Source organism: Pelagimonas varians (assembly GCF_003208435.1).
GTDB lineage: Bacteria > Pseudomonadota > Alphaproteobacteria > Rhodobacterales > Rhodobacteraceae > Pelagimonas > Pelagimonas varians.
On sequence record NZ_QKMF01000001.1, the window covers coordinates 289,099 to 308,704 of the forward strand.

The 19,606-nt window shown below is 54.5% G+C and carries 20 protein-coding genes; 19 read left to right on the forward strand and 1 reads right to left on the reverse strand.

What is annotated here, in order from left to right; genetic code table 11:
- Positions 1-15: 15 nt before the first annotated feature.
- The 19 genes from C8N36_RS01420 (at position 16) to C8N36_RS01510 (ending at position 17,873) form a co-directional block, all read left to right on the forward strand.
- On the forward strand, positions 16-234 hold the full coding sequence (locus C8N36_RS01420; protein WP_097802739.1) for a DUF5337 domain-containing protein: 219 nt from the start codon (positions 16-18) through the stop codon (positions 232-234).
- A gap of 7 nt (positions 235-241) precedes the next feature.
- Entirely contained in the window at positions 242-1,540 is a 1,299-nt protein-coding gene (gene nuoF / locus C8N36_RS01425; RefSeq protein WP_097802738.1) for an NADH-quinone oxidoreductase subunit NuoF, read from the forward strand.
- A gap of 233 nt (positions 1,541-1,773) precedes the next feature.
- Positions 1,774-2,124, forward strand: a complete 351-nt coding sequence (locus C8N36_RS01430; protein WP_097802737.1) for a hypothetical protein — start codon at positions 1,774-1,776, stop codon at positions 2,122-2,124.
- 121 nt (positions 2,125-2,245) lie between these two features.
- A complete protein-coding gene (locus tag C8N36_RS01435) occupies positions 2,246-2,656 on the forward strand; it encodes a DUF5333 domain-containing protein (RefSeq protein WP_097802736.1) in 411 nt (136 codons plus the stop codon).
- Positions 2,657-2,946: 290 nt separating this feature from the next.
- Entirely contained in the window at positions 2,947-4,965 is a 2,019-nt protein-coding gene (nuoG, locus tag C8N36_RS01440) for an NADH-quinone oxidoreductase subunit NuoG (protein ID WP_097802735.1), read from the forward strand.
- Positions 4,966-4,968: 3 nt separating this feature from the next.
- Positions 4,969-5,367, forward strand: a complete 399-nt coding sequence (locus tag C8N36_RS01445; RefSeq protein WP_097802734.1) for a hypothetical protein — start codon at positions 4,969-4,971, stop codon at positions 5,365-5,367.
- 7 nt (positions 5,368-5,374) lie between these two features.
- Positions 5,375-6,412: an NADH-quinone oxidoreductase subunit NuoH gene (gene nuoH / locus C8N36_RS01450; protein ID WP_097802733.1), complete on the forward strand. Its 1,038-nt coding sequence runs from the start codon at positions 5,375-5,377 to the stop codon at positions 6,410-6,412.
- Positions 6,413-6,519: 107 nt separating this feature from the next.
- Positions 6,520-6,843 carry a hypothetical protein gene (locus C8N36_RS01455; protein ID WP_097802732.1) on the forward strand — a complete coding sequence of 108 codons (324 nt, stop codon included), beginning with the start codon at positions 6,520-6,522 and terminating at the stop codon, positions 6,841-6,843.
- On the forward strand, positions 6,843-7,337 hold the full coding sequence (gene nuoI / locus C8N36_RS01460; protein ID WP_097802731.1) for an NADH-quinone oxidoreductase subunit NuoI: 495 nt from the start codon (positions 6,843-6,845) through the stop codon (positions 7,335-7,337). Before C8N36_RS01455 ends, nuoI begins: the two co-directional genes overlap by 1 nt.
- 12 nt (positions 7,338-7,349) lie before the next feature.
- On the forward strand, positions 7,350-7,865 hold the full coding sequence (locus tag C8N36_RS01465) for a hypothetical protein (protein ID WP_097802730.1): 516 nt from the start codon (positions 7,350-7,352) through the stop codon (positions 7,863-7,865).
- Complete coding sequence (locus tag C8N36_RS01470) at positions 7,862-8,269, forward strand: carboxymuconolactone decarboxylase family protein (protein ID WP_097802729.1); 408 nt, start codon at positions 7,862-7,864, stop codon at positions 8,267-8,269. The genes C8N36_RS01465 and C8N36_RS01470 overlap by 4 nt, the downstream gene beginning before the upstream one ends.
- On the forward strand, positions 8,266-8,874 hold the full coding sequence (locus C8N36_RS01475; RefSeq protein WP_097802728.1) for an NADH-quinone oxidoreductase subunit J: 609 nt from the start codon (positions 8,266-8,268) through the stop codon (positions 8,872-8,874). The genes C8N36_RS01470 and C8N36_RS01475 overlap by 4 nt, the downstream gene beginning before the upstream one ends.
- Positions 8,875-9,111: 237 nt before the next feature.
- Positions 9,112-9,417: an NADH-quinone oxidoreductase subunit NuoK gene (nuoK, locus tag C8N36_RS01480; protein WP_097802727.1), complete on the forward strand. Its 306-nt coding sequence runs from the start codon at positions 9,112-9,114 to the stop codon at positions 9,415-9,417.
- Positions 9,418-9,422: 5 nt separating this feature from the next.
- Positions 9,423-11,558, forward strand: a complete 2,136-nt coding sequence (gene nuoL / locus C8N36_RS01485) for an NADH-quinone oxidoreductase subunit L (protein ID WP_097802726.1) — start codon at positions 9,423-9,425, stop codon at positions 11,556-11,558.
- The gene (locus C8N36_RS01490) at positions 11,558-13,114 is read left to right on the forward strand and encodes an NADH-quinone oxidoreductase subunit M (RefSeq protein ID WP_097802725.1); all 1,557 of its coding nucleotides are present in this window, start codon (positions 11,558-11,560) and stop codon (positions 13,112-13,114) included. Before nuoL ends, C8N36_RS01490 begins: the two co-directional genes overlap by 1 nt.
- A 12-nt stretch (positions 13,115-13,126) precedes the next feature.
- On the forward strand, positions 13,127-14,569 hold the full coding sequence (nuoN, locus tag C8N36_RS01495; protein ID WP_097802724.1) for an NADH-quinone oxidoreductase subunit NuoN: 1,443 nt from the start codon (positions 13,127-13,129) through the stop codon (positions 14,567-14,569).
- A 105-nt stretch (positions 14,570-14,674) separates the two neighbouring features.
- A complete protein-coding gene (locus C8N36_RS01500) occupies positions 14,675-15,415 on the forward strand; it encodes a biotin--[acetyl-CoA-carboxylase] ligase (RefSeq protein ID WP_097802723.1) in 741 nt (246 codons plus the stop codon).
- An 11-nt stretch (positions 15,416-15,426) separates the two neighbouring features.
- Positions 15,427-16,209, forward strand: coding sequence for a type III pantothenate kinase (locus tag C8N36_RS01505; RefSeq protein ID WP_097802722.1), 783 nt, complete (start codon positions 15,427-15,429; stop codon positions 16,207-16,209).
- Positions 16,206-17,873: a ribonuclease J gene (locus tag C8N36_RS01510; RefSeq protein ID WP_097802721.1), complete on the forward strand. Its 1,668-nt coding sequence runs from the start codon at positions 16,206-16,208 to the stop codon at positions 17,871-17,873. The genes C8N36_RS01505 and C8N36_RS01510 overlap by 4 nt, the downstream gene beginning before the upstream one ends.
- Before the next feature lie 114 nt (positions 17,874-17,987).
- Here C8N36_RS01510 and C8N36_RS01515 read toward each other — a convergent pair whose 3' ends face one another.
- Positions 17,988-19,418 (reverse strand): DEAD/DEAH box helicase, encoded by a 1,431-nt coding sequence (locus C8N36_RS01515; protein ID WP_097802720.1) that lies wholly within the window; start codon positions 19,416-19,418, stop codon positions 17,988-17,990.
- Positions 19,419-19,606 lie beyond the last annotated feature (188 nt).

Genomic DNA, 19,606 nt, shown 5'->3' on the forward strand with positions numbered 1-19,606 from the left:
ACCTTGGGGGCGGACATGCGCGATAAGGCCAATCAGGCACGGCAGGGACGGGCGATTTCGCTTGTGATTGCAGGTGTTGCGATTGGCTGGATCGCCATGACCGCCCTTGGGCAAGCGTTGGATTGGACCCAGCGCACACGCGTCTTGTTTGATCTTTTGGCTTTGGCCGGATTCGCAATGGCGATATGGATGATTTACGGACTCTGGCGGGATCGCCAGAAAGACAAGGACTAGGGTGGCTATGCTTCAGGATCAGGATCGGATCTTTACCAACCTCTACGGAATGCATGACCGGACACTGGCCGGCGCGCAAAAGCGCGGCCATTGGGATGGGACTGCGAAGATCATTCAAAACGGACGCGATTGGATCATTGATCAAATGAAGGCGTCGGGCCTGCGTGGTCGCGGCGGGGCGGGTTTCCCGACCGGTCTGAAATGGTCCTTCATGCCAAAAGAAAGCGACGGTCGCCCGTCCTATTTGGTGGTGAACGCAGACGAATCCGAGCCAGGCACCTGTAAAGACCGCGAAATCATGCGCCATGATCCGCATACGCTGATCGAAGGGTGCTTGATCGCCTCTTTCGCGATGCAGGCCAACAAATGCTACATCTACATTCGCGGCGAATACATCCGCGAAAAAGAAGCGCTGCAAGCGGCAATCGACGAAGCCTATGAAGCGGGTTTGCTGGGTAAGAACGCTGCTGGCTCTGGCTGGGACTTTGATTTGTTCCTGCATCATGGAGCTGGCGCGTATATTTGCGGTGAAGAAACCGCTTTGCTTGAAAGCCTTGAAGGCAAGAAGGGCATGCCGCGGATGAAACCGCCATTCCCTGCGGGCTCTGGCCTGTATGGTTGCCCGACCACGGTGAACAATGTCGAATCAATCGCAGTTGTTCCAACTATTTTGCGCCGCGGCCCTGAATGGTTTGCGGGCTTTGGCCGTCAGAACAACGCGGGTACAAAGCTGTTTGCGATTTCCGGCCACGTCAACAACCCATGTGTTGTTGAAGAGGCGATGTCGATTTCCTTCGAAGAGCTGATCGAGAAGCACTGCGGTGGTATTCGCGGCGGTTGGGACAATCTGCTGGCAGTAATTCCCGGCGGGTCGTCGGTACCTTGTGTGCGCGGTGAGCACATGAAAGACGCGATCATGGATTTCGACTACCTGCGCGGCGAACTTGGCTCCGGCCTTGGGACTGCGGCGGTGATCGTCATGGACAAACAGACTGACATAATCAAAGCGATCTGGCGTCTGTCCAAGTTTTACAAACATGAAAGCTGCGGCCAGTGTACCCCTTGCCGCGAAGGCACGGGCTGGATGATGCGCGTGATGGATCGTTTGGTGCGCGGCGAAGCAGACGTCGAAGAAATCGATATGCTTTGGGACGTGACCAAGCAGGTCGAAGGCCACACAATTTGCGCCCTTGGCGATGCGGCTGCTTGGCCGATTCAGGGTTTGATCCGCAACTTCCGCGAGGAAATTGAAGACCGGATCAAAGCTCAAAAGTCCGGAAAAGTCAGCGCAATCGCGGCTGAGTAACAGACAGTTCCAAGACGTATCAGGCGGGGGCATTTTGTGTCCCCGTTTTGAGTCTGCGTCCTATCCCATGCAAACCGAATGCGTTTGTGAACTCTGTAGGCTTGACCTATTGTCACGCAAACGCAAAACTGATTGTTGCCAAGACATTCATTTGGCTTATTGATTTATGTCGTTTAGAGTATCATCACAGCTTTTAGCCGCAATTTCGCGCCGCTGTGCAGAGGAGGCCAATCATGGAACGTCTTGCAATTTTAGTAATGATGGGGCTCGCGGTCTCTGGGTGTTCGAACATTGGCCTGCTGTCGCATAAAAATGATCCCATGTTTGATGGCATCCGGTTTGGCGGCAAAGCCAAGGCGCAAGATGCGAATACGGAGCGCCAGCATTTTGTTTCAACGGTCAAACCCGTTTCGAAGTCATTCGACGGCGCACGTGAGGCCGCGGAATACAAAGGTATTCGTCATTGTATTGAATACTTTGGTACGTCTGAAATCGACTGGCAGGTTGGCCCGGATACAGATCCAGCCGCACTTGTGATTGAAAATGATAGCGTGACCTATATGGGCACATGCCGCGACGCATAGGCGGAAAACTGGCCTCGATTGGTCGAAACTTGCCGATTTTCAGGCAAATAGCCCGCTGATATTGAATAACACAACAGGTTGCACCCATGTTTGGGGGACTTAGTAACCTTGGAGGCCGCCGATGCGCCCGATTCCCGTTGTTGTGTTTACCCTTGTCCTTGCTTTGACCTTTCCCCTAGCGGGCCCCGCCTTGGCAAAGGTTCCGCTGAGCAAAGTCTCCGCGATTGATGATTCCCTGATGGAGGTCGCGATCGCTGACGAGATTCGCAAGCAGTGCAATGGTATTAGCGCACGCATGTTTCGTGCCTTGGGCCGGCTTGAGGATTTGAAGGCCTTGGCGCTTTCGATGGGTTACAGCAAAAAAGAAATCGAAGACTATGTGACGTCGAAGTCGGAAAAACGGCGTATGCGCAGCAAGGCAGAGGCGTTTTTGTCCGGGCAGGGCGTTAACCCTAAGGACAAATCGCAATTATGCCGGTTTGGCTCGGCCGAGATGAAACGCGGCACTGGGATCGGCACATTGCTGCGGTAATTGCGCAATTTTGACGCAAGGCCAGGCCGGGGGGCTTTGGCGGGCGGTGCGCGTGTTTTCAGGTTTGGCCCCGTATCTGTTAACTATGCTTACCAATACGGGGCTATTTCTTGAATATACATTCATAAATATGCATTTAACCGACCCCAATTCCGAGGGGGCGCGGCGATTTTTCCCGCTTTTCCTGCCTCTAACGTCTGGCGCTGCACGTGCACACAGGCTAGAAGGCGAAGGACCGCAGCCTGCCATAAAGGTGCGCTGTGCCAGCCATTAACGTGGAAGGGCCGGGCATGTCCGAATTGCGCAAGATCATCATTGATGACCATGAAGTAGAAGTAGATGGTGCGTTGACGCTCATCCAGGCTTGTGAAGAAGCCGGGATCGAGGTGCCGCGCTTCTGCTATCACGAACGACTCTCTATCGCAGGCAATTGCCGGATGTGCTTGGTCGAGGTTGTGGGCGGTCCGCCCAAGCCCGCCGCGTCCTGCGCGATGCAGGTGCGCGATTTGCGCCCTGGCCCTGAAGGGCAGCCTCCGGTTGTAAAAACCAATTCCCCCATGGTCAAAAAGGCCCGCGAAGGTGTGATGGAGTTTATGCTCATCAACCATCCGCTGGACTGCCCGATTTGTGATCAGGGCGGCGAATGTGACCTGCAAGACCAAGCTGTGGCTTACGGGGTGGATTTCTCACGCTTTACCGAAGCCAAGCGGGCGGTTGACGATCTCGACCTCGGACCTTTGGTTGAAACGCACATGACACGCTGCATCAGCTGCACGCGCTGTGTTCGCTTCACATCTGAAGTGGCGGGAATCACCCAGATGGGCCAAACGGGTCGCGGCGAAGACGCCGAGATCACAAGCTATCTGAACCAGACGCTTGATTCGAATCTGCAAGGCAACATCATTGACCTGTGTCCGGTTGGGGCGCTGGTTTCAAAACCCTATGCCTTTACTGCCCGTCCGTGGGAATTGACCAAGACCGAAACCATCGATGTGATGGACGCGCTAGGATCAAACATCCGTGTTGATACCAAGGGCCGTGAAGTGAAGCGGATTTTACCGCGCAACCATGACGGTGTGAATGAGGAATGGATTTCCGACAAGTCGCGTTTCGTCTGGGATGGTTTGCGCCGCCAACGCTTGGATACACCTTATATCCGTGAGAACGGAAAATTACGTCCGGCCACTTGGCCAGAGGCTTTGGGTGCTGCGGCTGTTGCCATCAAGGGCGCTTCTAAACTTGGGGCGCTTGTTGGCGACCTTGCCTCGACCGAAGCGGCGTTCAGCGTCAAGCAACTGGTCGAAGGGCAGGGCGGTATCGTCGAATGCCGTGTCGATGGCGCGCGTCTTCCTGCGGGCAACCGCTCTGGTTACGTTGGCACGGCCAGCATCGAAGACATTGATACTGCCAAGTATATCATGTTGATCGGCACAAACCCGCGCGAAGAAGCGCCGGTGTTGAATGCCCGCCTGCGCAAGTCTTGGATCAACGGCGCAAACGTTGCGTTGATTGGTGAAAAGGTCGACCTGACCTTTGACTATGTCCACATGGGCACCGACCGCTCTGCGCTTGAAAAGCTCACTGAACATGAATTTGGCGAAGTCCGCGATGTGCCTTCATTGGTGATCGTTGGCCAAGGCGCTTTGACCGAAGCAGACGGCGCTGCTGTTCTGGCTGCCGCCCAACAAGTGGTTGAACGCACCAACGGCAAATTGCTTGTGTTGCACACAGCGGCTGGTCGGGTTGGCGCACTGGATGTTGGCGCAGTCAATGATGGCGGGCGCAACGCCGTGTCGGATTGCGATGTCATCTATAACCTTGGCGCGGATGAAGTTGAAATCGCTGCCGGTGCATTTGTTATCTATCAAGGGTCGCATGGGGATCGCGGGGCACACCGTGCCGATGTGATCTTGCCAAGCGCGGCCTATACCGAAGAAAACGGTTTGTTTGTAAACACCGAAGGGCGTCCGCAACTTGCGATGCGCGCGGGGTTTGCACCGGGTGAAGCCAAGGAAAACTGGGCTATCTTGCGTGCCTTGAGCGCCGAGATCGAAGCGACCCAGCCTTGGGATAGCCTTGCAGCATTGCGTCAGGCATTGATTGAGGCGGTTCCGCACTTGGCCAAAGTGGACACTGTGCCGGAAAATGACTGGCAGGCGGAAGCAATGGACAAGCTGGGCAAGGCGGATTTCCGCAATGCAGTCAGTGACTTCTATTTGACCAACCCGATTGCACGGGCGTCGAGCCTGATGGCTGATCTGTCGCGTTCCGCAAAAGAACGTGCCAACACGCCTTTGGCGGCCGAATAAGCAATGCGCAACGTCGCCCTCATATCCCTTGTTGGCATGGCCAGCAGCCTTAGCGCCTGTACGGAACAATCCGAACAGGTCGAGCTGCCCTTTGTCCCGGAATATGGCGGTGTCGAAACGCGGCTTTTGGATGGTGATCTTGTGAACTTCCACGTGAAAATGCGCGGTGCGCGTACGGTCACGGATGTGGATGACTATGCCGAATGTGCGGCGGCGCAATATGCGTTGATCCGCGGTTACGGCTTTGCGCGGCATTTGCGCACGACTGTGAACGAAGAGGGTGGCCTCTGGCGAGGAGATGCGGTTTATACCATCTCGCCGGCGCTGCCCCGCGGGCTAAAGACGATCGACGCAGAAGTCGTCGCCTCGGCCTGTACTGAGAACGGAATACCGATGGTATGAGGACCTGATGGCTGAATTCTTTACCACAACCTACCTAGGCATCGCGATTGTGATCGTGGCACAAATTCTCGCGGTTCTTGTACCACTGCTGGTGGCCTTGGCCTTTTTGATGTGGGGCGACCGCAAAATCTGGGCGGCTGTCCAGATGCGCAAAGGCCCGAACGTCGTTGGTTTCTTTGGACTTGCCCAAAGTTTCGCCGACTTCATCAAATATATCGTCAAAGAAGTCGTAGTGCCTGCGGGCGCAGACCGCTTTGTCTATTTCTTGGCCCCGATGATTTCTTTGGTGATGAGCTTCATCGCCTGGGCAGTGATCCCCTTTAATGACGGCTGGGTGATTTCGGATCTGAACATCGCCATTCTTTACGTCTTTGCAGTTTCCTCTTTGGAAGTTTACGGCGTGATTATGGGCGGTTGGGCGTCGAACTCGAAATATCCTTTCTTGGGGTCTCTGCGCTCTGCGGCGCAGATGGTTTCCTACGAAGTGTCGATCGGTTTGATCATCATTGGTGTTGTCATCTCCTCTGGATCTATGAACTTTGGCGAAATCATCAAGGCCCAGGATGGAATGGGTTTGCTCAGCTGGTACTGGATCCCGCATTTCCCGATGCTGATCTTGTTCTTTGTCTCGGCTCTGGCAGAGACCAACCGCCCTCCGTTTGACCTTCCCGAAGCGGAATCAGAACTGGTGGCTGGCTATCAGGTTGAATACAGCTCGACACCTTTCTTGCTCTTTATGATTGGCGAACTGACCGCTGTTGTTTTGATGTGCGCACTGATCTCGGTGATGTTCTTCGGCGGCTGGTTGTCCCCGATCGAAGGTTTGCCAGACGGTTTGTTCTGGATGGTCATCAAAATGATCATCGTCTTCTTCTTCTTCTCGATGGTGAAGGCGATCACACCGCGCTACCGCTACGATCAGTTGATGCGTCTGGGTTGGAAAGTATTCTTGCCAATGTCGTTGTTCTGGGTGGTCTTTGTGGCCTTCGCGGCAAAGTTCGACTGGTTCTGGGGCATCTACGCCCGCTTCGTAACCGGGAGCTGATGGGTGAAATTGGCAAAGTGTTCAGCAGATTTGGTCAAAGGGGGTGCCCGAGGCACCCCTGAAACGCCGGTGCTGACATGTGCTTTGTTTCAGGATTTGGAGGCAGTATGAGCGATCTAAAAGATAGCCTTTTGAATGCAAAATACATCGACATCATTTCGCTTGCGGATTTTGTCGTTCGTGATTGCGGTCTGCCGGATATGGACGAAGACGGCAATTTGATGCCGCAAGCCAACGAAGTTGCAGCGGCCTTGTTTCGCTGGGCTGCCGGAGCACATGCGGCGCCCGGCACACTAGAGACACTGGATGATGCCGCCACCGTGGATGCATCCTTTGATGAATTTGATGAAAACGGGGATCCGCTGATGGATGCGGAGACTGCCGAAAAGCGAGAGGCCGAAATCAAGGCCCAAGCCGAGGAGACAAATTGATGGCAACCATCGATTATGGCCGCGCTGCCAAATATTTTCTGCTGGCAGACTTTGTTAAGGGGTTCCAACTTGGGTTCAAATACTTTTTTGCCCCCAAGGTGACGCTGAACTATCCACACGAGAAGGGGCCTTTGTCGCCTCGGTTCCGCGGTGAACACGTGTTGCGCCGGTATCCTAATGGTGAAGAACGCTGCATCGCCTGTAAGCTTTGTGAAGCGATATGTCCTGCTCAGGCGATCACCATTGATGCTGAACCTCGCGAAGACGGTTCGCGTCGGACCACGCGGTATGACATCGACATGACCAAATGCATCTACTGCGGTTTCTGCCAAGAAGCCTGTCCGGTGGACGCGGTGGTCGAAGGTCCCAATTTCGAATTCGCCACGGAATCGCGCGAAGAACTGTTCTACGACAAAGCAAAACTGCTTGAGAACGGTGATCGCTGGGAGGCCGAAATCGCCCGCAACCTCGAACTTGATGCTCCTTACCGCTAAGGCCCGATTGTTATGATCCTCCGTTCTTCCCTTGTTGCGCTATGTGCCGTCGCCGTTCAGGCGTCTTCGGCCAGCTCGGCTGTGGCAGCGGATGATATGGGCAGTGCCGGTTGGATCGCTCAGCGGGCGCAGTTGTTTTCGCAGGTTTGTATGGCTGCGGCACCGACGTTTCTGGATTTTGAAACGCACGCAAAGGCGGCTTCGTTGAGCGAGACTGAAAACGGATGGCATATGGCGCCTGAGGTTTTGATCGACGTTTTGCAACACGATAGCTTTTGCAGCTGCTTCATGACCGTGATGGCCCCTGATCAAACTGCAATGATCACTGCGATCCACGCGCAATTGATGCAGGATTATGGCAGTGATTATAGCGGACCGAAATCCGGCCTTGCGACGGTCGCGCCGTTTGATCGTTCCGGAGTAGAGGTCGTATCGATCCTTGAGCCCCGTGAATTCAACGGAGACAAATGGGTTGCCGCGCGCCTATCGGTGTTTGGCACCTGTGCAGAGGCGGAGAAAACCAAATGAGTGACGGAAAAACCCCCTTTGAGCTGATGATGGAACAGGCTCAGGAAATGACCAAGGCCTTTAATCCGGCCATGACGTCGTTCGATCCCAAGGGCATGGAAAAGCTTTGGCCAACGATGGGCAAAGATGCCATGGAGATGTTTTTCGGCAAGGGGATGTCCAAGAATGGTTTGGACGCCAAAACCCGCCTTTTGCTGACCCTGGCTGGTCTGACAATGCAAGGTGCACAGGCCGAAGCGCCTTTGCGCCTGACGGTTCGCCATGCCCTTGAGGCTGGTGCCACCGAAGAAGAAATCGCCGAAACAATCGCACAAATGTCGATGTTCGCTGGAATTCCCGCCATGACACGGGCCATGGAAATGGCAAAATCTGTCATGGCAGATCAAAAGGATGATGAGACATGATGGTCTTTGCCTTCTATCTGTTTGCACTAGGCGCCATTACGGGCGGGCTGTTCACTGTGATCAGCCGCAATCCGGTGCATTCCGTACTTTGGCTGATCCTGGCCTTTATCTCCTCGGCCGGATTGTTCGTGCTGATGGGGGCCGAATTTGTCGCCATGTTGCTGATTATCGTCTATGTCGGCGCGGTGGCAGTTCTGTTCTTGTTTGTGGTTATGATGCTCGACATCGACTTTGCTGAACTCAAGGCCGAAATGGCGCGGTATTTGCCGCTGGCTTTGTTGATTGGCCTGATGATCCTGATGCAACTGGCCATGGCTTTTGGTGCTTGGGACTTTGCCGAAGTGGCGCAATCGCAGCTTGCAGCTCCGACACCGGATGCTTCGGAAATTCACAACACGCAGGCGCTGGGTTTGATTTTGTATGACCAGTATTTCCTCTTGTTCCAATTGGCCGGTTTGATCCTGCTGGTTGCGATGATTGGTGCGATCGTACTGACGCTGCGCCACCGCACAAATGTCAAACGTCAGGACATCCTGGCACAGATCTACCGTGATCCGGCCAAGGCGATGGAATTGAAAGACGTAAAACCGGGGCAGGGGCTGTGATGATAGAATTGGTGATTGCAGCGTTGATCTTTGGGGCGGCTTTGCTGCTTGCCCCGAAACCCCAGCCCAAGCGCATTTTGGTCAAGGCCGAGCGCAAGCGGCGCGGATTGAACTAAGCAGAGCTCCGGTGTCCCCGGATCTGCGGGCCTTTCGGGGCCACTACATACGAAGCGACGGGTGCAAGCCCGCTACGGAATTAGACGAGGCGGCTGCTATGCTGCAAAAAGGACGAGGGATATGATCGGATTGGAACATTACCTGACGGTGGCAGCGGTGCTGTTTGTCGTTGGGATTTTCGGGCTCTTCCTGAACCGCAAGAACGTCATCATTTTGCTGATGTCGATTGAACTTATGCTGCTTGCGGTGAATATCAACCTTGTCGCCTTTTCGACCCATCTGGGCGATCTGGTTGGCCAGGTCTTCACGCTCTTTGTACTGACAGTTGCGGCTGCAGAAGCTGCGATTGGCCTCGCCATTCTCGTCTGCTTCTTCCGGAACCGCGGTACGATTGCCGTGGAAGACGTTAACGTGATGAAAGGCTGACCCTGATGGAGAGCATCATCCTTTTCGCCCCACTTGTGGGCAGCTTGATCGCAGGATTTGGCTGGAAATTCATTTCGATCCGCGGCGCACAGTGGGTGACCACCGGCCTGCTGTTTTTGGCCTGTGCGCTAAGCTGGATCGTGTTCCTGACACATGGGCCTGAAACCCAGCACATCCAAGTGATGCGCTGGATTGAAAGCGGCACACTTAGCACAGACTGGTCAATCCGTCTGGACCGTCTGACATCGATCATGTTGATTGTTGTCACCACGGTTTCTGCGGTCGTGCACCTGTATAGCTTTGGCTACATGGCACATGACAGCCAGTTCAAAGACGGCGAGGAAAGCTACCGCGCCCGGTTCTTTGCGTATCTGAGCTTTTTCACATTCGCGATGCTTATGCTCGTGACCTCGGACAATCTGGTTCAGATGTTCTTTGGCTGGGAAGGTGTGGGCGTTGCGTCATACTTGTTGATCGGTTTCTACTATCGCAAACCTTCGGCCAACGCGGCTGCAATGAAAGCCTTCATTGTGAACCGTGTCGGTGACTTCGGCTTTGCGCTTGGTATCTTTGGCCTGTTCTATCTGACCGACAGCGTTAAGTTTGACGACATTTTCGCCGCCGCTCCGGCGCTGGCTGAAACACAGCTTCATTTCCTCTGGGGCACTTGGAACGCAGCCGAAGTTCTGGCGGTTCTGCTCTTTGTCGGGGCGATGGGTAAATCTGCTCAATTGTTCTTGCACACTTGGTTGCCTGACGCGATGGAAGGCCCGACACCTGTTTCGGCGCTGATCCACGCGGCGACCATGGTGACTGCCGGTGTCTTCCTTGTGTGCCGGATGTCGCCATTGATGGAGTTCGCTCCGAACGCGACAGCCTTTATCACGTTCCTCGGGGCCACAACCGCGTTTGTTGCGGCGACCATCGGCTTGGTTCAAAACGACATCAAACGCGTTATCGCTTATTCAACCATGTCCCAGCTGGGGTACATGTTCGTGGCGGCTGGTGTTGGCGTCTATTCGGTCGCGATGTTCCATTTGTTCACACACGCATTCTTTAAGGCGATGTTGTTCTTGGGGGCCGGTTCGGTCATCCACGGCATGCATCACGAACAAGACATGCGGAACTATGGCGGCTTGAAAGACAAAATGCCCAAGACATTCTGGGCAATGATGATCGGCACGCTGGCCATCACCGGTGTTGGCATTCCGCTGACGCATATCGGTTTCGCCGGTTACCTGTCCAAAGACGCAGTGATCGAAAGCGCATGGGCTGGCACGCAGGGCGGCTATGCCTTCTGGATGCTGGTGATCGCGGCTTTGTTCACCAGCTTCTACAGCTGGCGCCTGATGTTCCTGACCTTCTTTGGCAAACCGCGCGGCGACAAGCACACGCATGAACATGCCCACGAAAGCCCGACTGTTATGTTGGTGCCTCTCGGAGTTCTGGCCTTGGGTGCGATCTTCTCGGGTATGCTTTGGTACGGGTCGTTCTTTGGTGACCACAACAAGGTGAACGCTTTCTTCGGTGTCCCGGCACATGCCGAGGCAGCTGAACACGGCGATGATCATGCGGCACCTGCTGCTGATGACCATGCCGCTGATGAACACGGTGAGGCGAAAGAGCACGTTGCGATGCACACCTCTGATGATCACGCTGCTATGGCAGTTGAGCATCACGGGGCAGCCCCTCAAGGCGCGATCTTCACCCATCCTGACAATCACGTTATGGACGACGCGCATCACGCCCCGATTTGGGTCAAGATCAGCCCGTTCATCGCGATGGTGATTGGGTTCATCACAGCCTATTGGTTCTACATCGTGAACCCGTCGCTGCCCAAACGTCTGGCTGATACGCAGCGTCCGCTGTATCTGTTCTTGCTGAACAAATGGTACTTTGACGAAATCTACGATTTCCTCTTTGTCCAGCCGTCCAAAATGATCGGTCGCTTCCTTTGGAAGAACATCGACGAAGCGATCATCAAAGGCGGGCTGAACGGCATTGCCATGGGCATCGTTCCTTTCTTCACACGGCTTGCCGGTAAGGCGCAGTCTGGTTTCATCTTCACTTACGCCTTTGCGATGGTGATCGGCATGGCCGTTCTCATCACCTGGATGACGCTCAGCGGAGGAGCGCACTAATGGGTAACTTGCTTTCCATAGTCACCTTCCTGCCGGCCCTTGCGGCGCTGATCATGGCTGTGTTCTTGCGCGGCGGGAATGCCGCGGCAGACCGAAACGCAAAGTGGCTGGCGATGTTCGCCACTGGCGCAACATTTATTATCTCGCTGTTCATTCTGTTCCAGTTTGACCAAGCGGATACTGGGTTCCAGATGGTCGAAGAACGCGACTGGCTTCTGGGCCTTCAATACAAAATGGGCGTCGACGGGATTTCGGTTCTGTTCGTGATGCTGACAACCTTCATGATGCCACTGGTGATTGCTGCCAGCTGGGGGATTGATCATCGCGTCAAAGAATACATGATTGCTTTCTTGTTGCTTGAAACACTGATGCTTGGTGTGTTCATGGCGCTTGATCTGGTCTTGTTCTACCTGTTCTTCGAAGCCGGTTTGATCCCGATGTTCCTGATTATCGGTATCTGGGGCGGCAAGGAACGGATCTACGCATCGTTCAAATTCTTCCTCTACACGCTGTTTGGCTCGGTGCTGATGCTGGTTGCCATGGTGGCGATGTTTGCGGATGCCGAAACAACAGACATTGTCGCGCTGCTGAGCCACAACTTTTCCACCGAGAATTTTGACATTCTGGGCATTCACGTTGTCGGTGGATTGCAAACGATGTTGTTCATCGCCTTCTTCGCAAGCTTTGCGGTGAAGATGCCAATGTGGCCGGTGCACACCTGGTTGCCAGAAGCGCACGTTCAGGCACCAACGGCCGGTTCGGTTGTTCTGGCAGCGATCTTGTTGAAAATGGGCGGCTATGGTTTCTTGCGGTTCTCGCTGGCGATGTTCCCGGTTGGCTCAGATGTGATGGCGAATTTTGTCTTCACCCTGTCTGTCATCGCGATCATCTATACGTCGCTGGTGGCGCTGGTGCAGGACGATATGAAAAAGCTGATCGCTTATTCATCCGTTGCCCATATGGGTTATGTCACCATGGGTATTTTTGCTGCCAACCAACAAGGTGTGGATGGCGCGATCTTCCAGATGCTGAGCCACGGCTTTATCTCTGGCGCATTGTTCTTGTGTGTTGGCGTGATCTACGACCGGATGCACACACGCGAAATCGACGCATACGGCGGTCTGGTGAACCGGATGCCGGCCTATGCGCTGATCTTCATGTTCTTCACCATGGCCAATGTCGGCCTGCCGGGCACCTCTGGCTTTGTCGGTGAATTTCTGGTTCTGGTTGGTGTTTTCCAAGTCAACACATGGGTTGCCGCTGGTGCCACTACAGGTGTGATCTTGTCGGCGGCCTATGGTCTGTGGCTGTATCGCCGCGTGGTTATGGGGGATCTGATCAAGGAAAGCCTGAAAACCATCACCGATATGAACCTGCGCGAAAAGGCGATCTTTGCACCGCTGGTCTTCATGACGATTTGGCTTGGTGTCTATCCAGCTCCGATCCTTGACCGTATCGGCCCTTCGGTGTCGGCACTTGTACAAAATTATGACACGGCAGTTGCCGCGGCGGACCTTGGTGCGCATGCGGAAACCGCCGAAGTCGAACATCATTAAGGGGGCGGGGCTATGATCTCGGCTGATCTCAATCTCATCCTGCCGGAAATTGTGCTAGCGCTGTTCGCTATGGGCGCATTGCTGGGCGCGGTTTATACCGGCAAGGACAAGCTGGCGCAGGCCATGGTCTGGGCAACAGCGGCATTGTTCCTGGCCTTGGCGTTCTGGATCGGTGTTTCCGGTGAGGGGACACAAACCGGCTTTGGCGATATGTTCGTTGTTGATGGCTTTGCCCGTTTTGCCAAAGTTGTGATTTTGCTGTCTGCGGCCTGTGTGTTGCTGATGAGCGAAGGCTACATGACGCGCCGCGGCTTGTTGTTGTTTGAATATCCTGTCCTGATTGTCCTGTCGGTTATCGGCATGATGGTCATGGTGTCGGCAAGCGATTTGATGGTTCTGTATATGGGCCTCGAATTGCAGTCCTTGGCGCTTTATGTTGTGGCGTCCTTTCGCCGTGACAGTTCCAAGTCGACAGAAGCTGGCCTCAAGTACTTTGTACTTGGCGCGCTCAGCTCGGGCTTGCTGCTCTACGGTGCGTCTTTGACCTATGGTTTTGCCGGAACAACAAAGTTCACAGGCATTATCGAAGCGGCTGTCCACGGACACGTGACGGCAGGTTTGCTGATTGGTCTGGTGCTTTTGATTGCGGGTCTTGCATTCAAAGTATCTGCGGTTCCATTCCACATGTGGACACCGGATGTTTACGAAGGCTCGCCCACACCGGTCACAGCATTCTTTGCGACCGCGCCCAAAGTGGCCGCAATGGCGATGTTTGCCCGTGTGATGTTTGACGCCTTTGGTCAGGCCATCCCGGACTGGAGCCAGGTTGTTGCGCTGCTGTCTGTGTTGTCGATGTTCCTCGGTGCGATCGCCGCCATTGGTCAAACCGACATCAAACGCCTGATGGCATATTCATCGATTGCCCACATGGGGTTTGCTCTGATGGGCTTGGCCGCTGGGACTGCCTTTGGCGTGCAGGCGATGCTGATCTATATGGCGATCTATGTGACCATGAACATCGGAACGTTTGCCTTCATCATGTCGATGGAACGTGATGGGCAGCCGGTCACAGACGTCAAATCCCTTGGCATGTATTCGACCCGCGAACCTCTCAAGGCACTGGCGATGTTGGTGCTGCTGTTCAGCTTGGCAGGTATTCCGCCGCTGGTTGGCTTCTTTGGCAAGTTCTACGTTTTGCGTGCGGCCTATGATGCCGGTTTGGCGTGGTTGGCGGTTGCCGGTGTTATCGCTTCGGTGATCGGTGCCTTCTACTACCTGCGTATCGTCTTCTTCATGTATTTTGGCGAAGAGCAGGAAGAAGCGCTGGAAACCAACCGGTCAGTGGTGCTGAAGGGCTTTTTGTATGCCTCTGCCTTTGTGATGGTCGCTGGTGTGATCAATCTCTTCGGTGTCGAAGCCATGGCCCAAGCGGCAGCGGCTACACTGGTTCAGTGAACCGTTTAACGGAACTGTAATTTGAAATGACGCGCCCCTTGTGGCGCGTCATTTTGTTTGAAATCCACAGCAACGTGGATAGGATCTTTGTCAAAGGCGCGTTTTATGGCTTGGCCGGATGGATATGGAAAACGGGGGCTGCCCGTGGTTGATAGCACCAATGCCGAGGCAGGCAGGATTGCCAAGGATCTGTCTGGCCCCGAATGGATTTTGGGTCTGCAACAGACTGCTGCGCGCGGTCGGCGGGGACGCGCTTGGGTCAATCCCCTAGGCAATTTTTCCGCTACCTTGGTTTTGCGGCCCACCGAAACACCGGATATTGTCGCTTTGCGCAGCTTTGTTACAGCGCTGGCGCTGTATGACGCATTTGAGGCGCTGACCGGAACCGCGTCCGGATTGGCGTTGAAATGGCCCAATGATGTTTTGCTCAATGGGGGCAAAGTTGCCGGGATTTTACTTGAGGGGATCGGCGGTCCGGGCGGGCATCTGGCGATTGGGATTGGCGTCAATCTGATTGCAGCTCCGGATGTGTCGCAAGTTGAGGCAGGGGCCGTTGCCCCGGTTAGTCTGCTGGCAGAAACTGGCGTGCGGGTAAGCCCCGAAAAAATGCTCGAGGCTTTGGCCTCCGCTTATGCGGCACGCGAAGAAAGCTTTGTGACCTACGGATTCGCTCCAATCCGAACGGCTTGGATGGCCCGTGCGGCCCGAATTGGCGAAGTGATCACAGCCCGAATGGCCACAAGAGAGGTCACTGGCACCTTTGAAGAGGTGGACGAGCAGGGCAACCTTATCTTACAGACTGCCAAAACCCGCGAAATGATCGCGGCGGCAGATGTTTTTTTCTGAAAGGCGCGAATATGCTTTTGGCAATTGATTGCGGCAACACCAATACGGTTTTTTCCATATGGGATGGAACCAAATTCTTGTGCACGCTGCGCACGTCGACCCATCATTCGCGCACGGCAGATGCCTATTTCACATGGTATACGACGCTGGTGAACCATTACAAACTGGACGTGGACATCACCGATGTGATCATCACGTCGACCGTGCCGCGCGTTGTCTTTAACCTGCGGGTGTTTGCGGACAGGTTCTTTGGGTGTCGTCCTTTGGTGGTTGGCAAGCCCGGATGTGAATTGCCGATCCAGTCGCGTGTTGATGCCGGAACCGCAGTTGGTCCGGATCGTTTGGCCAATGCTGCCGCCGCTTATGATCGCCACGGCGGCGATGTGGTTGTGGTTGATTTCGGCACCGCGACGAACTTTGACGTTGTGGCCGAAGACGGCGCTTATGTTGGCGGCGTGATCGCACCGGGCGTGAACCTTAGCCTGGAGGCTTTGCATCAAGGGGCCGCCGCGCTGCCGCATGTTGATATTAGCCAGCCGGATCAAGTGATTGGCACGAACACGGTGTCGTGTATTCAATCCGGGGTGTTTTGGGGATATGTCGGTTTGATCCAAGGCATCACCGCGCGCATCAAAGCCGAATACGGCCGCCCGATGAAAGTTGTCGGCACAGGCGGACTTGCCCCTTTGTTTGCGACCGGCGAGGTGCTATTCGACACCATCGAAGACGACCTGACCATGCATGGCCTGACCGTCATTTATAATTATAACAAAAACGGGGGCCGCAGCTCATGAGTTCCGAGCGCTTAATTTATCTTCCTTTGGGGGGCGCCGGCGAGATCGGCATGAACTGCTATGTATACGGCTACGGTAAACCGGGCAAAGAACGGCTGATTGTTGTCGATCTGGGCGTGACTTTCCCCGATATGGACAGCACACCCGGTGTTGACCTGATTTTGCCAGACATCACGTGGCTCAAGGAAAATCGCAACCGGATCGAGGCTGTGTTTATCACCCACGCCCATGAAGATCACGTTGGTGCGGTTGGTCATCTGTTTGGTGATCTGGGCGTGAAAATCTATGCCCGCGCCTTCACATCCAACATTGCCCGCCACAAACTTGCGGAATACGGCATTGAGGGCGGCGCGGTGCAAACCGTTGGTAAATGGCCTGAAACTGTTACCACTGGCCCGTTGACCGTTGGTTTCTTGCCGATTTCACATTCGATTCCCGAAAGCAGCGCTTTGGTCATCGACTCTCCAGACGGCCGGATCATTCACACCGGTGACTTCAAACTCGATACCACACCCTTGGTGGGCGAGGCATGGGATCCCGAGCTATGGGCCGATGTGTCCAAAGATGGCGTCAAAGCCCTGATTTGCGATTCGACCAACGTGTTTTCCCGCACGGCCGGCCGGTCAGAAGCCATCGTAACCCCAGCCGTTGAAAAACTGGTGGCCGAAGCAGATCAAATGGTTGTGGCGACAACTTTTGCGTCCAACGTTGCGCGGGTGAAGTCTCTGGCTGAGGCCGGTGCTAAAGCCGGTCGTTCTGTGTGCCTTTTGGGCCGCGCAATGCGCCGGATGATCGAAGCGTCAAATGAAACCGGCGTTCTTAAAGGGTTTCCGCCGGTGATCGGGCCCGAAGATGTGGTGAAACTGCCACGCGACAACGTTATGCTGATTGTGACGGGCAGCCAAGGCGAACGCCGGGCGGCTTCGGCGCAGCTGGCACGTGGCAAATTCAATGGGATCACCCTTAAAGAGGGCGATTTGTTCCTGTTTTCGTCCAAAATCATTCCGGGCAATGAGCGCGGCGTGATTCGGGTCATGAACCAGTTTTCCGAAAATGGTGTTGATATTGTTGATGATTCCGATGGTGATTACCACGTTTCAGGCCATGCAAACCGACCTGACCTGGAGACCATGCAAGATGTGGTCAATCCCCAGATTGTTGTTCCGATGCATGGGGAACACCGCCATTTGCGTGAACACGTCAAGATGTCCGAGAGCAAGGGCCGGCAGGGCGTTTTGGCTATCAACGGCATGATGATTGACCTGTCTGGCAATAAGCCAAAAGTGGTTGAATACATCGAAACCGGCCGCACGTATTTGGATGGCTCGGTCCAGATTGGCGCGTTGGACGGCGTCGTGCGTGACCGGATTCGTATGGCATTGAATGGCCACGTTCTGGTGACCGTCATCATGGACGAAGATGACGAAGCACTTGGGGAACCATGGTGCGAAGTCATGGGTTTGCCGACCCAAGGTCGGAGCCATGCACCTTTGACAGATATTCTTGAAGCGGATTTGGCGCAGTTTATGGGGCGGGCCGGAGATAAAACTTTGACCGATGACAATAAGCTTGAAAATGAGTTGCGCAAACTCACTCGGCAAAGCTGTCTCAAAGAGATCGGCAAAAAGCCAGAAGTCACCGTTGTGATCAGCCGACTTTCCTAAAACTAAAACAGCCCCGACTTTACTGCCGGGGCTATTAATACAAGAAACAAAAATGCCTTGCGAAGACTTTAAGATGTCTTCGCAAGGCATTGATTTTTAGACTGATATGCGGATTTAACCAGCGCGACGTTCATCAAAGCTAAGAGCAATGAAGTCAGGCATATGGTCGCCCATTCCAACAATTGTATTGTCACGACCGCCACCGGATCGGCGGTTGTCTGTTTTTGGTTTGTCGGCATAGCGACTGCGCGGCGTGTTTGTGTCGCGCGGTTGATCAGCTTTGCTGCGGGTGGATTTCGCAGCTGTTTCTTTGGGCGGCGTTTCTTTTTTCTCAACCCGAGCGCGAACCGGTTTTTCAACTGGTTTTGCCGGCTTTTCAGCAGGTTTTTCGGCTGCCTTAATCGGGTTTTCAATACGGGGAATTGGCTTTTGAAGCAGCGCTTCAACCGCATCCAAATATTTTTCATCGCGAGGAATCACAATTGTGATCGCCTTGCCATCACGTCCCGCGCGGCCGGTTCTGCCAATGCGGTGAATATAGTCTTCGGCGTGGCTGGGTACGTCGAAGTTGAAAACGTGGCTGACAGATGGAACATCCAATCCGCGCGCAGCAACATCTGACGCAACCAAAATACGAAGGTCGCCGTTGCGGAATCCATCCAGTGTTTTTGTCCGCTGTGCTTGATCCAGATCGCCATGAATAGGAGCAGCGTCATAGCCGTATTTTTTCAGAGACTTAGATACGATATCGACATCAACCTTACGGTTGCAAAAGATAATCGCATTGGTGCATTTTTCACCTTCGCCGTCGATCAGCGCACGCAAAACACGGCGCTTTTCTGTGGCTTCGCGGTCGCGGCGCGACGCTTTGAACACCACAGCGCCTTGCTCAATCGTTTCCGAGGCAGAGGCCTGACGGGCTACTTCGATGCGGGCAGGGGCCGACAAGAAGGTGTTGGTGATTCGCTCGATCTCGGGGGCCATAGTGGCAGAGAAAAATAGGGTCTGGCGCGTGAAAGGTGTCAGGCTGAAGATGCGTTCAATATCCGGGATGAACCCCATATCGAGCATGCGGTCAGCTTCGTCGACAACCATAACTTGCACACCGGTCAACAGCAGTTTTCCGCGTTCAAAATGGTCCAGCAACCGGCCGGGTGTCGCAATCAAAACGTCAACGCCTTTGTCGATCAATGCGTCTTGTTCCTTGAACGACACGCCGCCGATCAGCAGGGCTTTGGTCAGTTTGACATGCTTGGAATAGGTGTCAAAGTTTTCCGCCACCTGCGCCGCAAGTTCGCGGGTCGGGCAGAGAACCAAGGACCGAGGCATGCGCGCGCGGGCGCGCCCACGGGCCAACATGGTGATCATTGGAAGGGTAAAGCTGGCGGTTTTGCCGGTTCCGGTCTGGGCGATGCCCAAAACGTCTTTGCCCTCAAGCGCCGGAGGAATCGCTCCTGCTTGGATCGGGGTTGGCGTTTCATAGCCAGCCTCATCAATCGCTTTAAGAACTTTCGGGCTTAGGTTCAGGTCACTGAATTTTGTCATTCGGGTCCGTTATCTGTGCGGACACTTGCCTGGCCCGCGCGTCTGTCAGAGGTCAGGCCCTGATGGCCCTGCATGTATGCAATCAACAACCTCTTGGCGCGTGGTTTAGTTAAAACAAGGGCTGAGGTCAATCATGGCGGTGATTTAGGGCCATTTATCATACCTATGATGTTTCCATTCAGGCAACT